At 69.5% G+C, this 19,338-nt stretch carries 16 protein-coding genes and 3 pseudogenes; 8 read left to right on the forward strand and 11 right to left on the reverse strand.

All coding sequences use genetic code 11. The features are described 5' to 3' along the window. Nucleotides 1-107 precede the first annotated feature (107 nt). Nucleotides 108-473 (reverse strand): hypothetical protein, encoded by a 366-nt coding sequence (locus tag H4687_RS03405; protein ID WP_225966579.1) that lies wholly within the window; start codon nucleotides 471-473, stop codon nucleotides 108-110. Beyond that, nucleotides 470-1,660 carry a cytochrome c oxidase subunit I gene (locus H4687_RS03410; RefSeq protein ID WP_078907504.1) on the reverse strand — a complete coding sequence of 397 codons (1,191 nt, stop codon included), beginning with the start codon at nucleotides 1,658-1,660 and terminating at the stop codon, nucleotides 470-472. Before H4687_RS03410 ends, H4687_RS03405 begins: the two co-directional genes overlap by 4 nt. A gap of 274 nt (nucleotides 1,661-1,934) precedes the next feature. On the opposite strand from H4687_RS03410, the pseudogene H4687_RS48395 reads away from it, so the two are divergent. Beyond that, a pseudogene (locus H4687_RS48395) lies at nucleotides 1,935-2,327 on the forward strand (SpoIIE family protein phosphatase); the annotation flags it as partial. Between the two features lie 27 nt (nucleotides 2,328-2,354). On the opposite strand, the gene H4687_RS03420 reads toward H4687_RS48395, so the two are convergent. Next, entirely contained in the window at nucleotides 2,355-2,795 is a 441-nt protein-coding gene (locus tag H4687_RS03420) for an ANTAR domain-containing protein (protein ID WP_046915719.1), read from the reverse strand. A gap of 446 nt (nucleotides 2,796-3,241) precedes the next feature. Further along, a pseudogene (locus H4687_RS03425) lies at nucleotides 3,242-3,472 on the reverse strand (GNAT family N-acetyltransferase); the annotation flags it as partial. 299 nt (nucleotides 3,473-3,771) lie between these two features. Here H4687_RS03425 and H4687_RS03430 point away from each other — a divergent pair. Continuing rightward, nucleotides 3,772-6,738 carry an MGH1-like glycoside hydrolase domain-containing protein gene (locus H4687_RS03430; RefSeq protein ID WP_225966580.1) on the forward strand — a complete coding sequence of 989 codons (2,967 nt, stop codon included), beginning with the start codon at nucleotides 3,772-3,774 and terminating at the stop codon, nucleotides 6,736-6,738. A 246-nt stretch (nucleotides 6,739-6,984) separates the two neighbouring features. Here the strand turns inward: H4687_RS03430 and lpdA are convergent, their stop codons facing one another. Then, nucleotides 6,985-8,397, reverse strand: coding sequence for a dihydrolipoyl dehydrogenase (gene lpdA / locus H4687_RS03435; protein WP_046915721.1), 1,413 nt, complete (start codon nucleotides 8,395-8,397; stop codon nucleotides 6,985-6,987). 327 nt (nucleotides 8,398-8,724) lie between these two features. Here lpdA and H4687_RS47970 point away from each other — a divergent pair, with 327 nt between their 5' ends. Then, nucleotides 8,725-9,129: an SDR family NAD(P)-dependent oxidoreductase gene (locus H4687_RS47970; protein WP_306459068.1), complete on the forward strand. Its 405-nt coding sequence runs from the start codon at nucleotides 8,725-8,727 to the stop codon at nucleotides 9,127-9,129. Further along, complete coding sequence (locus H4687_RS47975; protein ID WP_306459067.1) at nucleotides 9,096-9,503, forward strand: SDR family NAD(P)-dependent oxidoreductase; 408 nt, start codon at nucleotides 9,096-9,098, stop codon at nucleotides 9,501-9,503. Before H4687_RS47970 ends, H4687_RS47975 begins: the two co-directional genes overlap by 34 nt. 236 nt (nucleotides 9,504-9,739) lie before the next feature. Here the strand turns inward: H4687_RS47975 and H4687_RS03445 are convergent, their stop codons facing one another. Next, entirely contained in the window at nucleotides 9,740-10,234 is a 495-nt protein-coding gene (locus tag H4687_RS03445) for a PaaI family thioesterase (RefSeq protein WP_046915722.1), read from the reverse strand. 92 nt (nucleotides 10,235-10,326) lie between these two features. Here H4687_RS03445 and H4687_RS03450 point away from each other — a divergent pair, with 92 nt between their 5' ends. Together H4687_RS03450 and H4687_RS03455 are read left to right on the forward strand one after the other, a co-directional pair. Continuing rightward, the gene (locus H4687_RS03450) at nucleotides 10,327-10,794 is read left to right on the forward strand and encodes a winged helix-turn-helix transcriptional regulator (RefSeq protein WP_046915767.1); all 468 of its coding nucleotides are present in this window, start codon (nucleotides 10,327-10,329) and stop codon (nucleotides 10,792-10,794) included. 114 nt (nucleotides 10,795-10,908) lie between these two features. Next, nucleotides 10,909-11,193 (forward strand): annotated as a pseudogene (locus tag H4687_RS03455) (TetR/AcrR family transcriptional regulator); the annotation flags it as partial. 83 nt (nucleotides 11,194-11,276) lie between these two features. Here H4687_RS03455 and H4687_RS03460 read toward each other — a convergent pair. Then, nucleotides 11,277-12,386: an FAD-dependent monooxygenase gene (locus tag H4687_RS03460; protein WP_046915723.1), complete on the reverse strand. Its 1,110-nt coding sequence runs from the start codon at nucleotides 12,384-12,386 to the stop codon at nucleotides 11,277-11,279. A gap of 166 nt (nucleotides 12,387-12,552) precedes the next feature. Between H4687_RS03460 and H4687_RS03465 the strand changes: the two genes are divergently transcribed. Next, entirely contained in the window at nucleotides 12,553-13,524 is a 972-nt protein-coding gene (locus H4687_RS03465; protein WP_046915724.1) for a TetR/AcrR family transcriptional regulator C-terminal domain-containing protein, read from the forward strand. 155 nt (nucleotides 13,525-13,679) lie between these two features. On the opposite strand, the gene H4687_RS03470 is transcribed toward H4687_RS03465, so the two are convergent. Then, nucleotides 13,680-14,234, reverse strand: coding sequence for a hypothetical protein (locus tag H4687_RS03470; protein ID WP_046915725.1), 555 nt, complete (start codon nucleotides 14,232-14,234; stop codon nucleotides 13,680-13,682). A gap of 202 nt (nucleotides 14,235-14,436) precedes the next feature. Between H4687_RS03470 and H4687_RS03475 the strand changes: the two genes are divergently transcribed. Further along, nucleotides 14,437-15,507: an AraC family transcriptional regulator gene (locus H4687_RS03475; RefSeq protein ID WP_046915726.1), complete on the forward strand. Its 1,071-nt coding sequence runs from the start codon at nucleotides 14,437-14,439 to the stop codon at nucleotides 15,505-15,507. Nucleotides 15,508-15,594: 87 nt separating this feature from the next. Here the strand turns inward: H4687_RS03475 and H4687_RS03480 are convergent, their stop codons facing one another. Genes H4687_RS03480 through H4687_RS03490 form a run of 3 tightly spaced genes read right to left on the reverse strand, consistent with a single transcriptional unit; the run spans nucleotide 15,595 to nucleotide 19,270 of the window. Further along, nucleotides 15,595-17,052 carry an aldehyde dehydrogenase family protein gene (locus H4687_RS03480; protein ID WP_046915727.1) on the reverse strand — a complete coding sequence of 486 codons (1,458 nt, stop codon included), beginning with the start codon at nucleotides 17,050-17,052 and terminating at the stop codon, nucleotides 15,595-15,597. Then, on the reverse strand, nucleotides 17,049-17,927 hold the full coding sequence (locus tag H4687_RS03485; RefSeq protein ID WP_046915728.1) for an SDR family NAD(P)-dependent oxidoreductase: 879 nt from the start codon (nucleotides 17,925-17,927) through the stop codon (nucleotides 17,049-17,051). The genes H4687_RS03480 and H4687_RS03485 overlap by 4 nt, the downstream gene beginning before the upstream one ends. Beyond that, complete coding sequence (locus tag H4687_RS03490) at nucleotides 17,924-19,270, reverse strand: flavin-containing monooxygenase (RefSeq protein ID WP_179860221.1); 1,347 nt, start codon at nucleotides 19,268-19,270, stop codon at nucleotides 17,924-17,926. The genes H4687_RS03485 and H4687_RS03490 overlap by 4 nt, the downstream gene beginning before the upstream one ends. Nucleotides 19,271-19,338: the final 68 nt, after the last annotated feature.

Genomic DNA, 19,338 nt, shown 5'->3' on the forward strand with positions numbered 1-19,338 from the left:
GGCTGACGGCTGACGGCTGACGGCTGACGGCTGACGGCTGACGGCTGACGGCTGATCACGATCTACGGCTGACATCAAGACCCGACTCGCAGTTGATGGGGCAACCTCTAGTGCCCTAGGGCGTCGACCACGGCAGTGATGCCGGCGCACCCGGCCAGGACGACACAGGCACCGGCGACATGGCGTTTGAGCAGGTCACGTCGTAGTTCCTGGTAGCGGTTCTCGTATTGGTCACGCAGTTCGTCGAGGTGATGGGCCAGTGTGTGCCGCGTGCGAGTGAGGCGCTGTTCGATGTAGTGACGCGTGATCTCTTCGGCCTGTGCGGTGGTCGCCCAGGGCAGTCGCGAGCACAGCGCCTCCGCTTCCTCGCGCGCCTGGAGGTGGCAGATCCGGGCCTTGAGGTAGCCCTCGACCTCGCCGACGAGGGCCGTGTTGAGGTCGGCGTGCGCACGATCGCTCCCGCCCTTGCTCATGAGCGGTCGCCCGGGTGTCCTTCGGCCTCGATGACGTCACGCCGTCCGACATTCGCCGCGTGCTCCTGCTTGGCGATGTGCGGGTGGTGCAGATCGAAGGCGGGGGATTCGGACCTGACCCTCGGCAGCGTGATGAAGTTGTGGCGCGTAGGCGGACACGAGGTGGCCCATTCCAGGGACCGGCCGTACCCCCAGGGGTCGTCGACGTCGACCTTCTCGCCGATCTTGGCGGTCTTCCAGACGTTGTAGAGGAACGGCAGGGTGGACAGGCCGAACAGGAACGCGCCGATACTGGAGAGCGTGTTGAGAGCGGTGAAACCGTCGGCGGCGAGGTAGTCGGCGTAGCGGCGGGGCATGCCTTCGGCTCCGAGAGAGAAGAACGGCAGGGCGAGGATGCAGACCTCGGGATGGCCGAAGAACCAGAACAGGTGCTTCCAGGGGATGGCACCGCCGTTCTCGGGGTCGAAGACCTGGGCGCCGAGCTTGCGGTCCGCCTCCAGTACCAGCAGCGCGGCGGCCAGGACGGGGAAGGCCAGCAGGACCAGCACCGAGGTGAGCGGTACGTTCCGGGTGAAGATCGGCAGTCGGAACATGGTCATGCCGGGTGCGCGCATGCAAATGATCGTCGAGATGAGGTTGACCGCGCCCAGAATGGTCCCGAACCCGGCGAGCGCCAGCCCCATGATCCACATGTCGCCGCCGACATACGGTGTGCGCTCGCCCCCGCTGAGCGGGGTATAGGCGGTCCAGCCGAAGTCGGCGGCGCCCTGGGTGGTGAAGAAACTGCTGAGCACGATCAGCCCACCGAGGAGGAAGAGCCAGTACGACAGCATGTCCAGCCGCGGGAAGGCCACGTCCGGTGCGCCGATCTGCAGCGACATGATCGCATTGGCGAAGCACGCGAAGGTCGGGGTGGCGAAGAGCAGCAGCATGATCGCACCGTGCATCCTGAACGACTGGTTGTACTGCTCGGCGGACAGGAACCGCAGGCCCGGCCGGGCCAGCTCAGCCTGGACCGCCATGGCCAGGAGCCCGCCGATCGGGAAGAAGGCGAAGGACGTGATCAGGTACAGATGACCGATCTTCTTGTGGTCGGTCGTCGCCGGCCAGGAGACGATCACCTGCCCCTTGCCGCGGCGTTCCACCGCCGGCACGGGAGAGACCGGCTCAGTCACATCGGTCGCCATCAGCATCCTTTGTCAGTCGCCGCAACACAGCAGTTCCAGGGGGCAGGCCGAGGGCAGGCCGCGTGCGCAGATCGCGCCTCGGGCAGGAAAGGCGTGTGACCGCCGGTCGCGAAAAACCTAGTCCAGCGTTCTGACCCACTTGCGGGCTCACTGGACACACCAGACCGAATGATGGCTTTTTCTATTCTTTCGGGTGAACCGCTCCGCCAGGTGCGCCGAGGCCGAAAGACGCGCGGACGGTGAGCCGGCGGGGTCAAGACACGCCACCGCGAAGCGCGTTGAACGGCGGGACGCCGCGGCACCGTGGCACCGTGGGCTCACCGAGGCTCGCGACGCACGCGACGCACGCGGCCGGGAGTTCGGCCTGAACCGGTTCACCGACTTCCTCATCCGCCACCACGCCGACGGCCTGCCCGTACCCGAGACCCTGCGCCGCCTCATGCGCGCCGTCCTGGACCACCACGCCGGCCGGCTCGGCGATGACGCCACCGTCGTCTGCCTGGAATGGGCACGGGCCCAGCCGGAACACCACGCTGCACCCCCTCCACGCCCCGGCCACGGACACCGACGGCGACGGCGACGGCGACGGCTGCACCGGCACCAGCACCGGCACCAGCAGCGGCACCAGCAGCGGGCCTTCGCACAAGGCGTAGCGTGGGAGATGTGAGGACGGGGAACGTGACGGCCCCCGCCCTCACCCGCGCGGTGGGGGACTCGGCCGGTGCTCGCCGTCGTCCGTCGTCCGCTCACTTCCACCGGCGGCGTGCGGGTCCGGCGCGATCCCGTGCGAAGGGGCGGACTGCGCCTTCTTCAGCGCTGCGTCGAGAGCCTCCTGAACGTCGTCGGGCAGGTGGTGGGTGAGCACCCAGTCGACGATGAGACCGGCGATCTCGCGCAGTTTGATGTTGGTGTGCTGGGAGACGTCCTTGAGCACGTCGAAACCCTGCTGAGGGCGAAGTGCACCGAGGGCGATGATCACTCCGATCGCCTGGTCGATCACCGCATGGGACGTGATGGCCGTTTGCAGGTGGTCATTGTCCCGCTGAAGATCGATGATCTTGGCAGCGGAGTCGTCCGGCCCCTGCGGATGGCGCACTTCAGCCGACTCGGGACGGCTGTTGTGCGGGACACCCATCGTTATCACGCTCCCATTGCGGCGGCTTTTCGGCGCCGCCCGGACGTAACACCGTCCGAACGCGCCGACGACACCACCACTCTTACCCACAAACCCGCTCTGTCGGCATCCCTCTCGGTGTGCCATGGCCCGCATGTGCGCAACCAGCCACTGACCAGGCGTGATTCTTTGCGTCACGGGCCACCGCGCGCAGGTCGTGTCGGTGGCGCGGCGGCGGGGCAGACCGCGCGGTGGCCCACGACGCATCGGCTCTCATGCCCGCGCGGCCTGCAGGGAAAGGAGTAGCCTCGCTGATACGCGGAGGTCGGTTCCCGGGAGCCCATCAGCGCGAGGCTCCCTCTGTTCGACCGATGAGCCGAGGGAGCCACCCCGCGGGCCCACGACCGGACGGCGCCCTGACCGGACCTTCACCGCCGGACCGGTGCGCCGAGATGCCTTCGCATGAGGTCGGAGACCGTGTGGTCGACCCCGCCGATCGTCACGGGCAGGTCCGCGGGCGTGCGTACGGCCAGGTGGTCCACCTCGCCGGCCGCGGCACGCGCCAACTCCCGCTCCGCATGGCGCAGACGGGTGGCCGAACCCGACCAGGTGCAGGCCGGCAGGTCTCCGGGAAGCAGGTCGCGCACGCCGAGAGGTACGACGATGGCGGCATCGGTGGAGCCGGGTGCGATGATCACGCCCGTGAGCGTGCCGGGCACCGCAGTGTCACGGCAACGCGTTTGCCGAGCAGGTCGATCGGGTCGAGACGCGGCCGCAGGGGAACCGGCCGGGTCGAATCTGCGGCCGAAGGGGAACCGGTCCGGTCGAATCTCTTGACCTCCTCCCTCGTCGGACATTACCGTCGCGCAGAATTTCGAACAGTGTTCGCAGTATCGAACATATCGAACCGCCGCATGAGTGCCCAACGGAGGACACCTCGATGCGTTTCCGCCCCAGACGCAGCAGTCGCGCGCTGGCCGCCCTGTGCGGCTCTGTGATGACCATCAGCCTCCTGTCGGCAGGACCCGGCGCGCCCGCGGCCCAGGCCGCCGACGACCCCGACACGGTCGCACTGGACAAGGACGCCATCCTCGCCGCCAACCAGCTCGACGAGCGGCAGTGGTACAAGGACAACATCCCGTTCCTCGACACCCCCGACAACGACATCGACGAGGTCTACTACTACCGCTGGAGCACCTTCAAGCGGGCGTTGCGCTACACGGTGCCGGGCACCGGGTACGTGTCGACCGAGTACGACGTGCCGATCGGGTATGCCGGCAACCCGTACACCGCGCTGCCTGACGCGACCGGATACCACCTGCTGGACGGGCGCTGGCTGCACAACCGCGACTACGCGGGCGACTACCTCGACTTCTGGCTGCGCGGCGCGGGCAACTCCGGCGCCCGGAACTTCAGCGAGTGGATCACGAGCGCCGCGTACCAGCGCTTCCTGGTCACCGGGGACGCCGCCGAGATCAAGGCCGATCTCCCCCACCTCATCGCGCTGTACAAGCGATGGGACTCGAACTTCGACACCGACGTCACGGTGAACGGTACGCAGTCCTCCAGCGATCTGTTCCACCAGACCCCGCTGTCCGACGCCACGGAGTACACCGAGACGTCGATGCACAGCAGCGACTGGTTCGGCGGCGGCCGGGGCTACAGGCCCACCATCAACGCGTACATGTACGCCGCCGCCCAGGCGATCAGCAAGATCGCCACGATGAACGGCGACACGGCGACCGCGAACGACTACGACGGCAAGGCCGCCTCGCTCAAGGCCGCCGTGCAGAACTCGCTGTGGGATCCGCAGCGCGAGTTCTTCATGCAGGTCTACAACACCGACAACACCAACGGGACCCTGAAGCAGACCAGGACGACCTGGCGTGAGGCGATGGGCTACGCCCCCTGGGCGTTCAACCTGCCCGACGCGCAGTACTCGTCTGCGTGGAAGTACCTGACGGATGCCAAGCGGTTCAAGGCGCCGTTCGGGCCCACGACGCTGGAGCGGGTGCACGACTTCGAGGCCGAGCAGGCCGCCGTCACCCACGCGAACACCCACAGTGCGACGACCGCCTCCAACGGCAAGTACGTGGGGCAGATCGACTTCGACGACAGCGCGGTCGGGTTCACCGTGGACGCGCCCGGCAACGGCACGTACCCGGTGACGGTCCATTACGCCAACGGCACCTCCGGCACCTCGACGCACAAGCTCGTCGTCAACGGCGACACCGCGAACCCGATCACCGTCAGCTACGCGCCCACCGGCGGCTGGGGCAGCTTCTCGGAGTCGAAGTCCGTCACCGTGCAGGTCCCGATGAAGACCGGGGCCAACACCCTGAAGTTCACCAAGGGAACCGGCTTCGCCGAGCTAGACCGGATCGCGACGAACCCCTACTTCAACTACCAGGCCATACCCGCCGAGCAGAAGCGCGACGACGCCAACTGCTGCCACTGGAACGGTCCGAGCTGGCCGTACCAGACCAGCCAGATCCTGACCGGCCTCGCGAACCTGCTCCAGGACTACCCCGCGCAGAGCTTCGTCACCAAGGCCGACTACCAGACGATGCTGGCCCAGTTCGCCGACCTCCAGCACAAGGACGGCAAGCCCTACATCGCAGAGGCCGCCAACGGTGACACCGGCGACTGGATCTACGACGGGTTCAACTTCAGCGAGCACTACAACCACTCCAGCTTCAACGACCTGGTGCTGAACGGTCTGCTGGGCATCAAGCCGCAGGCGAACAACACACTGGTGCTCAAGCCGCTGGTTCCTTCCGGCTGGGACTACTTCGCGGTGGAGAGCCTGCCGTACCACGGGCACACGTACTCGATCCGCTGGGACCGGGACGGTTCGCACTACGGCAAGGGCAGCGGCCTGCAGATCTTCCAGGATGGCCGGCGCATCCACCAGTCGTCCACGGTCGGCAACATCACGGTGGACGTGGCCGCCCCCGTGACTCCGGCCCAGCCCGTGCGGATGATGAACGTGGCGGCCAACCCGCTGACGGCCGAGCAGGACTGGCTGGGCCGGACCGTCACCCAGCCGTACCCGAAGGCGTTCGCCTCCTACACCAACACCGTCTCCAACGGCCCGCACTGCCACAGCGGCCAGACCTGCAAGCCGACCACCTTCGACGCCCCGCTACGGGCCACCGACGGATGGATCCGTTACGACAAGATCCCCGACAACAGGTGGACCAACTCCGGCTCCCCCAACGCCACCGACCACCTCGGCGTCGACTTCGGCGCGCCACGCAAGATCAACGAGGTGAAGTTCTACACCTACGACGACGGCGCGAACATCCGCGTCCCCGCGAGCTACACCGTCCAATACCTCAAGGACGGCGCGTGGGTGACCGTCCCGAGCCAGACGAAGACCCCGGCCGCGCCGGTCGCGAACAATGCCAACGAGGTGACCTTCCCGACGATCACGACCTCGCAGTTCCGGGTCGTCCTCACCCCGCAGGCAGGCAAGTTCGTCGGTGTCACCGAGCTGGAGTCCTGGTACCCGGAGACTCCGTCCGTCAAGATCACCAACAAGAACAGCAACCTGGAGCTGGGTATCTCCGGCTCCTCGATCACCGCCGGAGGCGCCGTCCAGCAGCAGTCCGCCAGTAGCGCCGCCAACCACTGGTGGAAGATCGTCCCCGCCGAGAACGGCTACTACAAGATCTTCAACACCAACAGCGGACAGGTCCTCGGCATCAAGGACGCCTCCAAGACGGCCGGCGCCACCGCGCTGCAGTGGGGCGACACCCTGACCGCCGACCATCTCTGGTCGATCGTCGACGCGGGCGGCGGCTACGCCAAGATCGTCAACAAGAACAGCGGCATGGTCCTCGGCATCCAGAACATGTCCACCTCGTCCGGAGCCCAGGCCCTGCAGTGGGACGACACCGGCACCGCCGACCACCTGTGGAGACTCGTCGCCGAGGACGGCTCCACGCCGTTCACCTCCTGACCGGACGTCCGCCGCGGCTCCTGGCCGCGGCGGACTCCCTCAGCTGCCAGGGCAGCGCGGCCAGGGCCCGTTGCGGGTTCGCCTGCGACGGTCGGGCAGGGGGTTTCTCCGTTGCCCGGCCGCGCGAGGGCCGCGTGCCACTGGCTCACCCTCCGCGACAGGAGACAGGGCCCCTCGGCAGCCGGAGGCCGCGAACCGATCCGGGTGCCGACAGGCCTTGCCCGCTGTCGCACCGAACACACTCCGCTACATGTTGATCATGTGGCCCGCGAGTCCGTGGACGGCTTCCTTCACCGCTTCCCCGAGGGTGGGGTGGGCGTGGACGTTGCGGGCGATCTCGTGGACGGTGAGGTCCCACTGCTGGGCCAGGGTCAGCTCGGGCAGGAGCTCGGTGACATCGGGGCCGATGAGGTGGGCGCCGAGCAGCTCGCCGTACGTGGCGTCGCTGATCAGCTTCACGAAGCCGGTCGCGTCGCCCAGACCGTGCGCCTTGGCGTTCGCGGTGAACGGGAACTTGGCGACCTGGACATCGAATCCCTTCTCCCTCGCCTGCGCCTCGGTGTAGCCGAAGCTGGCGATCTGGGGCTGGCAGAAAGTGGACCTCGGGATCATCACGTAGTCCAACTCCATGGTCTCCGCGTCCGCGATCGTCTCGGCGGCGACCACACCCATCGCCTCGGCGGCGTGCGCGAGCATCAGCTTCGCGGTGACGTCCCCGATGGCGTAGATGTGCGGGACCGAGGTGCGGCAGCGGCCGTCGACGTCGATCGCGCCGCGCTCGGTGACCCTCACGCCGGTGTTCTCCAGGCCGTAGCCGGTGACGTTCGGCGCGAAGCCGATCGCCTGCAGGACCTTGTCGGCCTCCAGGACCTGCTGGGCGCCGTCCTTGCCGGTGACGGTGACCCGGACCCGCGGGCCGGACTCGTCGATCGACTCGACGCGGGTCGAGGTGAGCACGTCGATGCCCAACCTCCGGTACTGCTTGGCCAGTTCGGTGGAGACCTCGACATCCTCCAGCGGGGCGATCCGGTCCAGGAACTCGACGACGGTGACCTTGACGCCGTAGTTGTGCAGCACGTAGGCGAACTCGACACCGATGGCCCCCGCGCCCGCGATGACGATCGACTGCGGCAGGTCCTCGGCGAGGATCTGCTCCTCGTACGTCACCACGCGCGAGGTACGGCGGGTGCCGGGCAGCAGCTTGGGAGTCGCCCCGGCGGCGATGACGCAGTGATCGAAGCCGATCGTGCGGGTGTTGCCGTCGTAGTCGGCCACCTGGAGTGTGTGCGGGTCGAGGAAGGTGCCGCGACCGCTGATTTCCGTGATCTTGTTCTTCTTCATCAGGTAGTGGACGCCCTTGACCCGGCCGTCCGCGACCTTCCGGCTGCGCCGGAAGGCCTCCCCGTAGTCGAAGGAGACCTCACCCTCGACCTTGATGCCGAAGGTCTTCGCCTCGCGCGTGAAGAGGTGCGCCAGCTCGGCGTTGCGCAGCAGCGCCTTGGTGGGGATACAGCCCACGTTCAGGCAGACGCCGCCCCAGTACTTCTCCTCGACGACCGCGACGCGCTTGCCCAGTTGGGCGGCCCGGATGGCGGCAACGTACCCGCCGGGGCCCGCGCCGAGTACGACGACGTCGAAGCGCTCACTCTGCTCGTCCATGGACGGCTTCCTTTCCGCTGGGGCGGCCGACCCCCGCGAAGGGCCGGCCCGCTCCCGATCGAAGAACCTGTTCATCAATACTCGACGACGGCCGTGTCGACCGCCGCGTGACACCTGGATGCCGGTGGAGGACGAGGAGGCGACCTGTGGTTCACCACCACGGCAGCGATGTCCGGGACGTGGACTACAGCGCCCCGGCGGCTTCCCGTATGCCCGTGCCGTTCAGGAGGCGTGTTGGGCAGGGCAGCCGCGCGCACGCTCCTCGCTGGGGCATCGGATGCGACCACCGACCGGGTTGGTTGCGATCACCGATTGCATCGACTTGATATGACGATCATAATCACATCTGTCCTGGTGTGCCTGATCATCGGGTTGGTGCAACCCCACCATCCCCACCACGTCGGGAAGCTCATGGACCTCTCCACCAGCACCGCCCTCGTCACCGGAGCCAACCGAGGCTTCGGCCGGGCCCTCGCCGCCGAGCTGCTCGGCCGCGGCGCCACCGTCTACGCCGGCGGCCGCAACCCCGACCAGGTCGACCTGCCCGGTGCGAAACCGATCACGCTCGACGTCACCGACCCCACCTCCGTCGCGGCCGCCGCCGGGGCCCTCGGCGAGGTGACCGTGCTGGTGAACAACGCGGGGTCGTCCACCGGCGCCGACCTGCTCACCGCCGACCCGGCGACATCCGCCTGGAGATGGACACGCACTACTTCGGCACCCTTGCGGTGACCCGTGCGTTCGCTCCCCGGATATCGGCGAACGGCGGCGGCACGATCCTGAACACCTGTCCGGCCTGTCCTGGGTCAGTTTCCCGGTTCGGGGCCTACTGCGCCGCCAAGTCCGCCCAGTGGTCGCTCACCAACACCCTGCGCGTACAGCTCGCCGACCAGGGCATCCGAGTGGCGGGCCTGCATGTCGGCTACATGGACACCGACATGGTCCGGGCCGTCGACGCGTCCAAGTCCCACCCGGCCGACATCGCGCGCATCGCCGTGGACGGTATCGCCGCCGACGCCTACGAGATCCTCGCCGACGACGCAGCCCGCCAGGCGCAGGCCGCCCTGTCCGGGGGCGTCCGGGCGCTCCACCCGCAGCTCCCCTGAGAGGCTCCCGCAGCCGCCCCGCACTCTGAGCCGGGGCGGGTGCGGTCGATCCCGCGCTGCCGGTGTCCCGCACGGGAGAGGTCCGCACTTGTGGGCGTAGGCGACGTCCGGCGGGCGAGGGCGCCGTCGGCGAGAGAGTACGAGAGGGCACCGGACACCGCGCGGACGGACCTCGGCAGCGGGCAGGACGGCGTCACCGGTCGCCGTCGCGGCTCACGCCTTGAGCAAGGCATGCCCTATGAGGAAGGCACAGCGAAGAGCATGCAGCTGCTGGTGGCATGGGCGAGCAGCCGGTCCGAGCCGTCGACCAACTGCGCTTGGGCGAGGGCGGTTTGCCGCCCCTTGCTGACCACCGTGCCGATGGCCCGCACCGTGCCCGTGTCCACGGTGATCCGCCGCAGGAACTTCACCGACAGGTCGAGCGAGGTGTACGCCATGCCCTGCGGGAGGACGGACTGGACGGCGCAGCCCGCCGCCGAGTCGAGCAGGGTGGCGAAGATGCCGCCGTGCACGCTGCCGATCGGGTTGTAGTGCTCCTCCCCCGGCGTCAGCGAGAACACCGCGCGTCCGGGCTCCACCTCGTCCAGGGCGAAGTCGATGGCGTGGTTGATGGGCGGCGCCGGCAGCCGCCCCGCCTGCAGCTCGCGCAGGAAGTCGATGCCGGCCATGCCACCGGCCGCCTCCGCCAGGACCGCGGGGTCTTCCCATTGATACGTACGTGTGCGTCCCACGACCGAGCGCCCTTCCTCTGACTTTTTCAAATGAAGCTAGCTGCGGCCTCACCTGACTGTCAATGACGAAGCCAGCCGTCTACGATGACGGGATGGAGTGGCTTGAGGCGAGCACCGACAACTGCCCCGTCCAGCGCACGCTCGACGTGGTCGGCGAGAAGTGGACGTTGCTGATCCTTCGCGACGCCGTCAACGGAGTCCGGCGCTTCGACGACTTCCACCGCCACATCGGCCTGTCCGAGGCGGTCCTCAGCGATCGCCTGAGGAAGCTGATCTCGGCCGGCGTCCTCAAGACCGCCCCCTACCGCGAGCCGGGCAGCCGGTCCCGCAACGAGTACCGCCTGACCCGCAAGGGCTGGGACCTGTGGCCGGTCCTCATGGCACTGAGCCAGTGGGGCGAGCTGCACACCGTGGGCCCCGACGGCCCGGTACTGGACGTCCGCCACACCGCCTGCGACGCCTCGGTCCGCGTCGTCGTCGAGTGCAGCGCGGACCACTCCACCCTCACCCCCGCGGACGTCACCGCCCGGTTGGGACCAGGCGCCCGCCCGCGGTCGTGAGCGTCAGGCCCGCGCGGACCACAGCGACGCCTGCACCTCTGCACCTGCACCTACACCTGCAGCACCCATACCTGCCGATCGTAATAATACGTATGACAGACCACCCGGCAACGGATCATCGAGAGGGCCGGCCACCGGTTCAAGCAGGACGGCATCGACGGCTCGGGCATCTCCACGCTGATGTCGGACGCAGGGCTCGTCAACGGCGCCTTCTACGCCCACTTCACCTCCGAGGGCGACCTCGTCGCCCATGTCGTGGCCGACCGACTGCGCACGCAGGTCGCCTCGTACGACACCCTGCGGCCCGGCCGCCCGGGACTTGAGGACCTCGTGCGTGAGGATCGGTTCTGGAGCGGGGAATCGAGAACGCCCTCGTCCTCATGGGCTGACGAGCGCGGCCCGTGACGGTGGTGGCCGCGCCGGGGCGAAGGAGGCCGTGGCACCAGGTCGGCCGTCCGCCGATGTCCGGTCGGGGCAGAGGATCAGCCGTCCAGTGAGAGTGCGTTCTTGGCGTGGGCGATGGACTCCTCCGCGGCGGGTCCGCCGGAGTTCTCGGTCGCCAGGGCCTGGTTGAGAGTGACGAAGGGGCGCATCCGCCGCTCATAGCGGGCGAACGCGAAGCGGTGGTCGCCTCCCGCCCCGGCAAGGCAGTCGGCCAGCACGTACGCTCCGACGAGGGCCAGGCTGGTGCCCTGCCCCGAGAGGGGGGAGGGGCAGTAGCCCGCGTCTCCGAGGAGCGCCACCCGGCCCAGCGACCAGGAGTCCATGCGGATCTGGGCCATGGCGTCGCAGTAGAAGTCGGGCGCCTTACGGGCGGCCTCGGCCAGGCGGGCCCCTTCCCACCGCAACGACGCCAGCTTGTCCACGACGAGTTGCCGTAGGGCGCCGCCGTCGCGGAGGTCGCGGGTCAGCGGGGCGGACTCGAAGCCGAAGGCGATCCTCAGTTCGGTGTTGTCGCGTACGGGCATGATGCCGAAGCCGATGTCGCCGTCCCGCAGCCACATCTGCCAGTCGTCCAGGGCGAGGAAGTTGTCCGCGCTGAACACCGAGAGGTAGCTGCCCAGATGGTGGGCGAAGCGCTCCTCCGGGCCGAAGGCCAGGCGTCGCACGGCGGAGTGGAGGCCGTCGGCCCCGACCACGAGATCGAAGGTGCGCGAGGGCCCGTGCGCGAAGTCGACGCGCACGCCGGTCTCGTCCTCGTCGAGCGCGGTGACGCTGTCGCCGAAGAGGTGCTCCACGTCGGCGCGCGTGTGCTCGTACACCATCCCCACCAGGTCCTCGCGCAGCACCTCGATGTCGTCGCTGTCCAGCCGGCCGCTGCTGAAGGTCGCCTCGGTGGAGCGGTCGACCTCGTGGCCGTCGGGAGCGAGGATCGACATGCCGCGCATCCGGGTCCGCACGCGGCTGGCCCGCTCCAGCAGGCCCATCCGCTCCACGACTTCGAGCGCGACGCCGCGGATGTCCACCGCCTGGCCGCCGGGGCGGGGGCCGGGGGCGCGTTCGACGACCGTGGGCGCGAAGCCGTGGCGGCGCAGCCAGTGGGCGAGGACGGGCCCGGCGATTCCGCCGCCGGAGATGAGTACGGTCTGCATGGGAAGCTCCTTGGGTGGTTCGTACGCTGTACGCATGCTGAACGTACGCCGTACGCACACCCCCTTCAACTGGCAAAATGTGGCGCCTGTACTAGGTCAGAGAGCTTTCGATCGACGGCGGTGCTGCTAACCTCTGCACTAGTACAGGACAGAAGGGCGGCACGGTGTGACGAAGGCCACAGGCGCAGCGGGTGATCCGCCCTATCTGCGCATCGTCGCCGCGATCCGGCAGCGCATCGCGGACGGTGAACTCGCCCCCGGGGACCGGATTCCCTCTACGCGGCAGATCGCCCGGGAGTGGGGCGTCGCGCTCGCCACCGCCACCAAGGTTCTGACCACCTTGCGGCTGGAAGGACTCGTGCGGACCCGGCCCCGGGTCGGCACGGTCGTCGCCGGACCGGCCACCGCCGCGCCGCCCCGCAGGCACCCCTCGCCCGCCTCGCCCGTCCCGGACTCGGAGAGGGAGCTGAGCCTCCACCGCATCGTCCGTACGGCCATCGACATCGCCGATACCGAAGGGCTGTCGGCGCTCTCGATGCGCGGTGTCGCGGCCCGGCTGGGCGTCGCCGCCATGTCGCCGTACCGGTACGTTCCCAGCAAGGACGAACTGATCCTGCTCATGGCCGACACGGCCTTCGGCGAGGAGTCCTACCCCGTGGACGTCCCCGGAGGGTGGCGTGCCCGCATCGAACTGAGTGCTCGGACGCTCTGGACCCTCTACCGCAAGCACCCGTGGCTGGCCCAGATCGGCTCTCTCACCCGTCCTCTGCTCGTGCCCAACCTGATGGTCCACGGCGAGTGGGTGCTGCGAGCCCTCGACGGCCACGGACTCGATCCCACCAAGCTGTTCGACATCCACGTCCTGCTCTACAGCCATGTCCAGAGCCTGGCTGTGCACCTGGAGATGGAAGCGCACGCCCAGGCCGCCACGGGTCAGTCGGAGGACCAGTGGATGGACAGCCGTACCCCCGCGCTCCAGGAACTGGTGGAATCCGGCCGCTTCCCGACCTTCAGCAAGGTGGTCGGAGCCTTCGAGGACGGCTACGACCTGCGGCTCGACGCTCTCTTCGAGTTCGGCCTCAAGGCGCTCCTCGACGGTCTGACTCCGCTCGTCGAAGGAGAGCAAGCGGATCCGTAGACACAGGAACGCCGTTCGGGTTCGGGGTGGCGTAGCCGCCCATCGGCCGGCTCCCCCTGTCGCGCGCAACCGGTCTCACGCAAACGGTCGCGCGGAACGCCCGGGGCCGCTGTCGACATGGTCGAGCACCTGGTCCGACACGACAGGGCAGGTACTCACGCGCCGCCGGGCGCCTCCCCTCCCGCCCCACGCGCGGTAGCGGGCGCCGTCCCCGCGACGGTCCATACCGCCGTGGCCCACAGGGAGAGCGCGGACGCGAGACCCACGACGAGCCGCACGGTCTCGTCCGGACCGTCCGCGAGCCAGACGGTCACACCCGCTGCCCCGGAGACGACCAACAGAGCGGCCGGCACGCGCAGTCGTGGCTGTTCGAACACCACCGCCAGTGGCAGGAAATGGAGCCCGACGACGACCGCGACCAGCGCGGGAACGAGCACCGGTTCCCCGGCCTGACGGCAGACCACGGCGATGACGATGATCAGCAGCCACTGCAGCCCGTTGATCTGGCTGAACCGCCGGCGCCGGTCGGCGGGGAACGGTCCCCCGGCCGAGGCCGGAAGAAAGCGCCGCGCGGCCAGCATCAGCCCCACCGCGACGACACCGCCGACGACCATCACAACCAGCCGCACCGGCCCCCCGAACGCACTCGACCCGAGCAACCACCATCCGAGCCCGAACAGCGCGAGAAACCCCACCCCTGACTTGAACATGATCAAGACCCTAGGCGCAGAGCGGCCCGCCGGTCCAAGCATTCACCTCTCGGCGGGGGCTTCGCCGCCGCGCCACAGCCGAGGGGGCGAAAGGGTCCGCTGCGGCCGAGCCGGCGGAAGACCAGGTTCCGGCACGGAGATCATCACGGTGGTGCCGGTCTACTGTGTGCTCAGCGAGCGACACCCGGTCCCAAGGAACTCCATGCCCCCGAGCCCCGCCCCGGCCGCGTCGTCGGGAACCAGCCGCAGTACCTCGGCGACCATTCCGCCGAACATCCTGCGCTGCCTCATCCCGGTCGCCGACGGGTACGGGGTCGATCTGCGGCCCGAGCTGAAGCGGGTCGGTCTGGACGAGCAGATGATGCGGTCGGCGGCGCTGCGGGTCTCCTACCGGCAGGGCAGTGCCGTCATCCGGCGTGCGCTGGAGCTCACCGGTGACGCGCATCTGGGTCTGCGGGTCGGTGCCGCGCAGCATCTGACCTCCTGGGGGCTGCTGGGGTTCGCCCAGATGGCCGCCGACACGCTGCGGGAGGCCATCGAGACGGGCGTGCGTTTCCAGAACCTGTCCGGGGCGATGGTGGTCTGGTCGGCGGGGGCGGAGGCAGCCGGCTATGTGCTGCGCGCCGAACTGCCCGATCCCGCCCTCGATCCTCCGGTCGCCGTCTTCCTGGCCGAGGAGGCGTTCGGCAGCGTCGTCGCCGTCACACGGCTGAGTTCGGGGGAGGAATTCGCCCCGCAGAGCGTCGAGTTCGCCTTTCCCGCCCCAGGTGACACCGGGCCGTTCGCCGAGCTGTTCCGCTGCCCGATGCGTTTCGGCGCCGCGGCGAACCGTCTGGTCTTCCCCACGGCATGGGCCGGGCGGCCGATGCCGGGCCACGACCGCGTCACCTACGCCGCCGTCGTGGAACTCCTGGGCGAGCAGGCGGCGGCGCGGCGCGATCAGCAGGACCTGCTGGAGGTACTGGAGATCTCGATCGCGCAGAGCCTGCCCGATGTGCCCTCCTTCGTCGAACAGGCCCGACGGCACGCCTCCAGCGAGCGCACCCTGCGCCGACGGCTGGCCGAGTGCGGCACGACGTACGAGGCGGTCGTCGACGGGGTGCGCCGCGAGCGGGTCGAGCAGTTGTTGCGCCGCCCCGGACCGACGTTGCGGGACGTCGCCCGGCAGGCCGGTTTCTCCGACGTGCGCGCACTGCGGCGCGCGGTGCGCCGCTGGCACGGAGTCACCCCGGCCCACCTGCGCGGTGCGGCCCAGGAACGGCAGGGCGACTGAGGCCCGTCCCACTGAGGCCCGCACCCGTCGACACGGGTGGTCCGGACGGTCCTCCCTGTCCCATGCGTGCGGATCCGCCCTCTCTCCTCAACGTGTGCGGATCCAGACGGTCTTCTCCCTGGTCCACTGCGCGAAGGCGTCGGTGGACTTCTCCGCGCCGCCGAACCCGGACTGTTTCCACCCTCCGAAGGGGGTGGTGATGTCGCCCTCGCTGTACGCGTTGACGGAGACCACCCCGGCCTCGATCCCCCGTGCGAGCCGGAACGCGGCGTCGAGGTCGCGGGTCCACACCGAGGCGGCGAGTCCGTACTCCGTGGCATTCGCGAGCCCCACCGCCTCGTTCTCCGAGGTGAAGGTCTGGACGGTGACGACAGGGCCGAACAGTTCCTGAATGAGGACATCGCTGTCCGCCGGGGGCCGGCTGACCACGGTGGGCGGGTAGTACGCACCTCGCGGCGGCAGGCCGTGCGGCAGGCCGCCGGTGTGGATCTGGGCTCCGGCGGACCGGGCCGCGTCGACCGCCGCCGCGACCCGGTCGAAGGCGGCACGGCTGATGAGCGGTCCCATCCGGGTGCCCGCGTCGGCGGGGTCACCGATGGTGAGGTCCCCCGCGGCGGCGGTGAACCGGTCCAGCACCTCCTCGGCGATGCTGTGGTGGACCAGGACGCGGGAGCCGGCGGTGCAGTTCTGCCCCATGGTCAGGAACGCGGCCTCGATCATGTGGTCGATCAGTTCGTCGCCGTACGCGAGCGCGTCCGGCATGAGGATCTGGGGGCTCTTGCCACCCATCTCCAGGGAGACCCGCTTGAAGTTGGTCTCCGCCGCGTCGGTCAGGACGCGGCGTCCGGTGGCGGTGGAGCCGGTGAACGACAGTGCGCGCACCAGCGGGTTGCGGGCGAGCGCCGTACCGGTGACGGAGCCATGGCCGGGCAGGACGGTGAGTACGCCCTCGGGCAGGCCCGCCTCGGCCGCCAGGGCGGCCAGGTGCAGGGTGGAGCGCGGGGTGGCCTCGGCGGGCTTGAGCAGCAGGGAGTTGCCCGCGGTGAGCGCGGGGCCGACCTTCCAGGCGGCCATGGCCAGCGGATAGTTCCAGGGCAGGATCGCGGCGGACACCCCGACCGGTTCCCGGCTCACCAGACCCAGGCCCGCGTGGCCGGTGGGGGCGATGCGGCCGAAGACCTTGTCGGCCGCCTCGGCGAACCAGCGGATCGACTCGATCGCCGCGGGCACGTCGCCCGTACGGCACTCGGTGATCGGCTTGCCCGCGTCCTCGCAGTCCAGCCGGGCCAGGGTCTCGGCGTCACGCTCCATGAGGTCCGCCAGACGCAGGAGGACGGCGGCCCGCTCCCGCGGGGACCGGCCGGCCCAGACGCCGCTCTCGAAGACCTTGTGCGCCCGCTCGGCCGCGAGCACGACGTCCTGCTCGCTCGCCGCCGGCACGGTCGTGATCAGTTCGCCGGTGGCGGGGTTGACGATGTCGAGACGCGACCGGTTCCGGTGGAGCCGAGCGCTGCCCCCGCCACCGGTGATGTCCGTGCCGCTCATGCCTCCTCCACCAGTTCCCAGTGGCCGCCGGCGGCCCGGCGGGCCAGCCCTCTGCGGCGCAGGTCCTCCAGATAGCGGGCCATGCCCCGCTCGCCCCGCCTGCGGAACAGCGGGAAGAGTCGGGGCAGCAGGTTCGGCGCGAGCATGGCGAACCGCACCAGCCGGGACTCGCCCGGTCGGACGTAGGACTCCAGGCGGGGCCGGTCCAGCAGGCTCACGACCGCCCGGACGACGTCGGAGGGCTGCTGCGGCGGGTCCTGGAACTGCATGGAGTTGCCGCCCTCGACGGCCTCCTGCCGCAGCATCCGTGTGTCGGTCGCCGACGGCAGTACCGAACCGGCCTGGATGCCCTTGCCCCGCAGGTCGAGACCGATGGCGAGCATCGCGCCACGCAGCCCGAACTTCGAGGCCGTGTAGATCGGCGTCTCCCCCAGCGGGAAGATCCCGCCGAGGGACACGGTCGTGACCACCCGGGGGTCGGCGGAGGCCCGCAGCAGCGGCACGGCGAGCCGGGTCGTGACCAGCGGGGCGGTCAGGTTGACGTCGATCTCCCGCTCGATGCTCTCGACGCTGCGTACGTCGAACCGTTCGGCGCTGGTCATGCCCACGTTGTTCACGAGGACGTCGATACGGCCATGGGTGGCCGTGACGCCGTCGAGCAGCCGCTGCAGGGCAGCGCCGTCCAGCAGGTCGCAGCCCCGCCCGGCATGCCCGCTCCCGGGCAGTTCGGCGGCGGTCCGTTCGGCCCGCGCCTCGTCGATGTCGACCACGAGGAGGCGGGCCCCGCCTGCCGCGAAGCGGTGGCACAGGGCGCTGCCGATGCCGCCGGCGCCGCCCGTCACCAGGATGACCTTGTCATGGAAGTCGTACGTCATGACGCCACCGCCGCCTGCCGAGCAGAGGTCGCCCGGGGCGGTCGGCCCGCGGTGCGCCAGCCCATCTCCTCGGCCACCTTGCCGAGGTACTTCACGAAGGCGTCGCTGTGGACGTAGCCGGTGTGGCGGGGCGAGTCGACGAACCGCAGTCCGCCGGACAGGTCCGGCCGGTCGCTGCGGATCCTGCGGGCGAACCGCTCGGCGGTCGGCACTCCGGCCCCCGCGTCCCGGATGTAGGAGGCGATCAACTGGGCCTGGCTGTCGAAGAGTTGGTAGGCGCCGGAGTTGGTCTCCACGAAGCCGACGCCGAACAGGCCCTCGTGCTCGCGGGAGAAGGAGGACAGGTAGAGGTCGGGGTGCTGCTCGTCGCCGAAGTACTTCTGCGCGACCGGGACGGTGTGGACGTACCCCGTGGCCAGCAGGATCAGGTCGAAGTCGTCGCTGGAGCCGTCGGTGAAGTGGACCGTCCGGCCCTCGGTGCGCGCGATGCCGGGCCGGGCCGTGATGTCCCCGTGCTGGAGGTGGTGGATCAGCAGCGAGTTGAGGGCCGGGTGGGTCTCGAACAGCTTGTGGTCGGGCTGTTGCAGACCGAGCCTGCGCGGGTCGCCGTTGAGCAGCCGCAGCAGGCCGCCGAACAGCTTCTGCTGCAGCCACATCGGCAGGTGGGGTCCTCCTGCGGCGATGGTGTCCACCGGCCGGCCGAAGAGGTGCTTGGGGATGAACCAGTAACCACGGCGCATGCTGATCGCCGCGTGGTCGGCGGAGCGCGCCGCGTCGCAGGCGATGTCCAGCCCGGAGTTCCCCGCGCCCACCACCAGCACCCGCTTGCCCCGCAGTTCCGCACTGCTGCGGTAGGTGACCGTGTGCCGGATCTCTCCGCTGAAGTCGCCGGGCAGATCGGGGACGTTGGGGTGCCACTGCGCTCCCGTGCAGACGACGACCTGCCGGTGCGTACCGGTCCGGCCGTCGGCCCGCGTGACCGTCCAGGTGCCGTCCGGGTTCTTCTCGACGCCGCGGACCTCGGTACCGAACTCGATCCGGTCGGCGAGCCCGTAGGCCTCGGCGAACGACGTCAGGTAGGACAGGATCTGCCGGTGCGGCGGGTAGTCGGCGAAGTGGTCCGGCATCGGATAGCCGCCGAAGCCGGACAGGGTCTTGCTGGAGATGAAGTGGGCCGACTCGTACATCGGGCTGCCCGGATTGTCGATGTCCCACAGCCCGCCGGGGCCCGTGTGGCGCTCGATGTGCGTGTACGGCAGGTCCCGCTCGGCCAGCGCCCTCGCGACCGCCAGTCCCGCGGGTCCCGCGCCGATCACACATGTGTCGTACTGATGCTCACTCACCGGTCCGCTCCCTTCTCCGATGCTTCTGGTCCGTGAACCTATGCACCGCGCGGCCCACGGGAACTGAC

Origin of the sequence: Streptomyces stelliscabiei, from assembly GCF_014873495.1 — a bacterium.
Taxonomy (GTDB): Bacteria; Actinomycetota; Actinomycetes; order Streptomycetales; family Streptomycetaceae; genus Streptomyces; species Streptomyces bottropensis.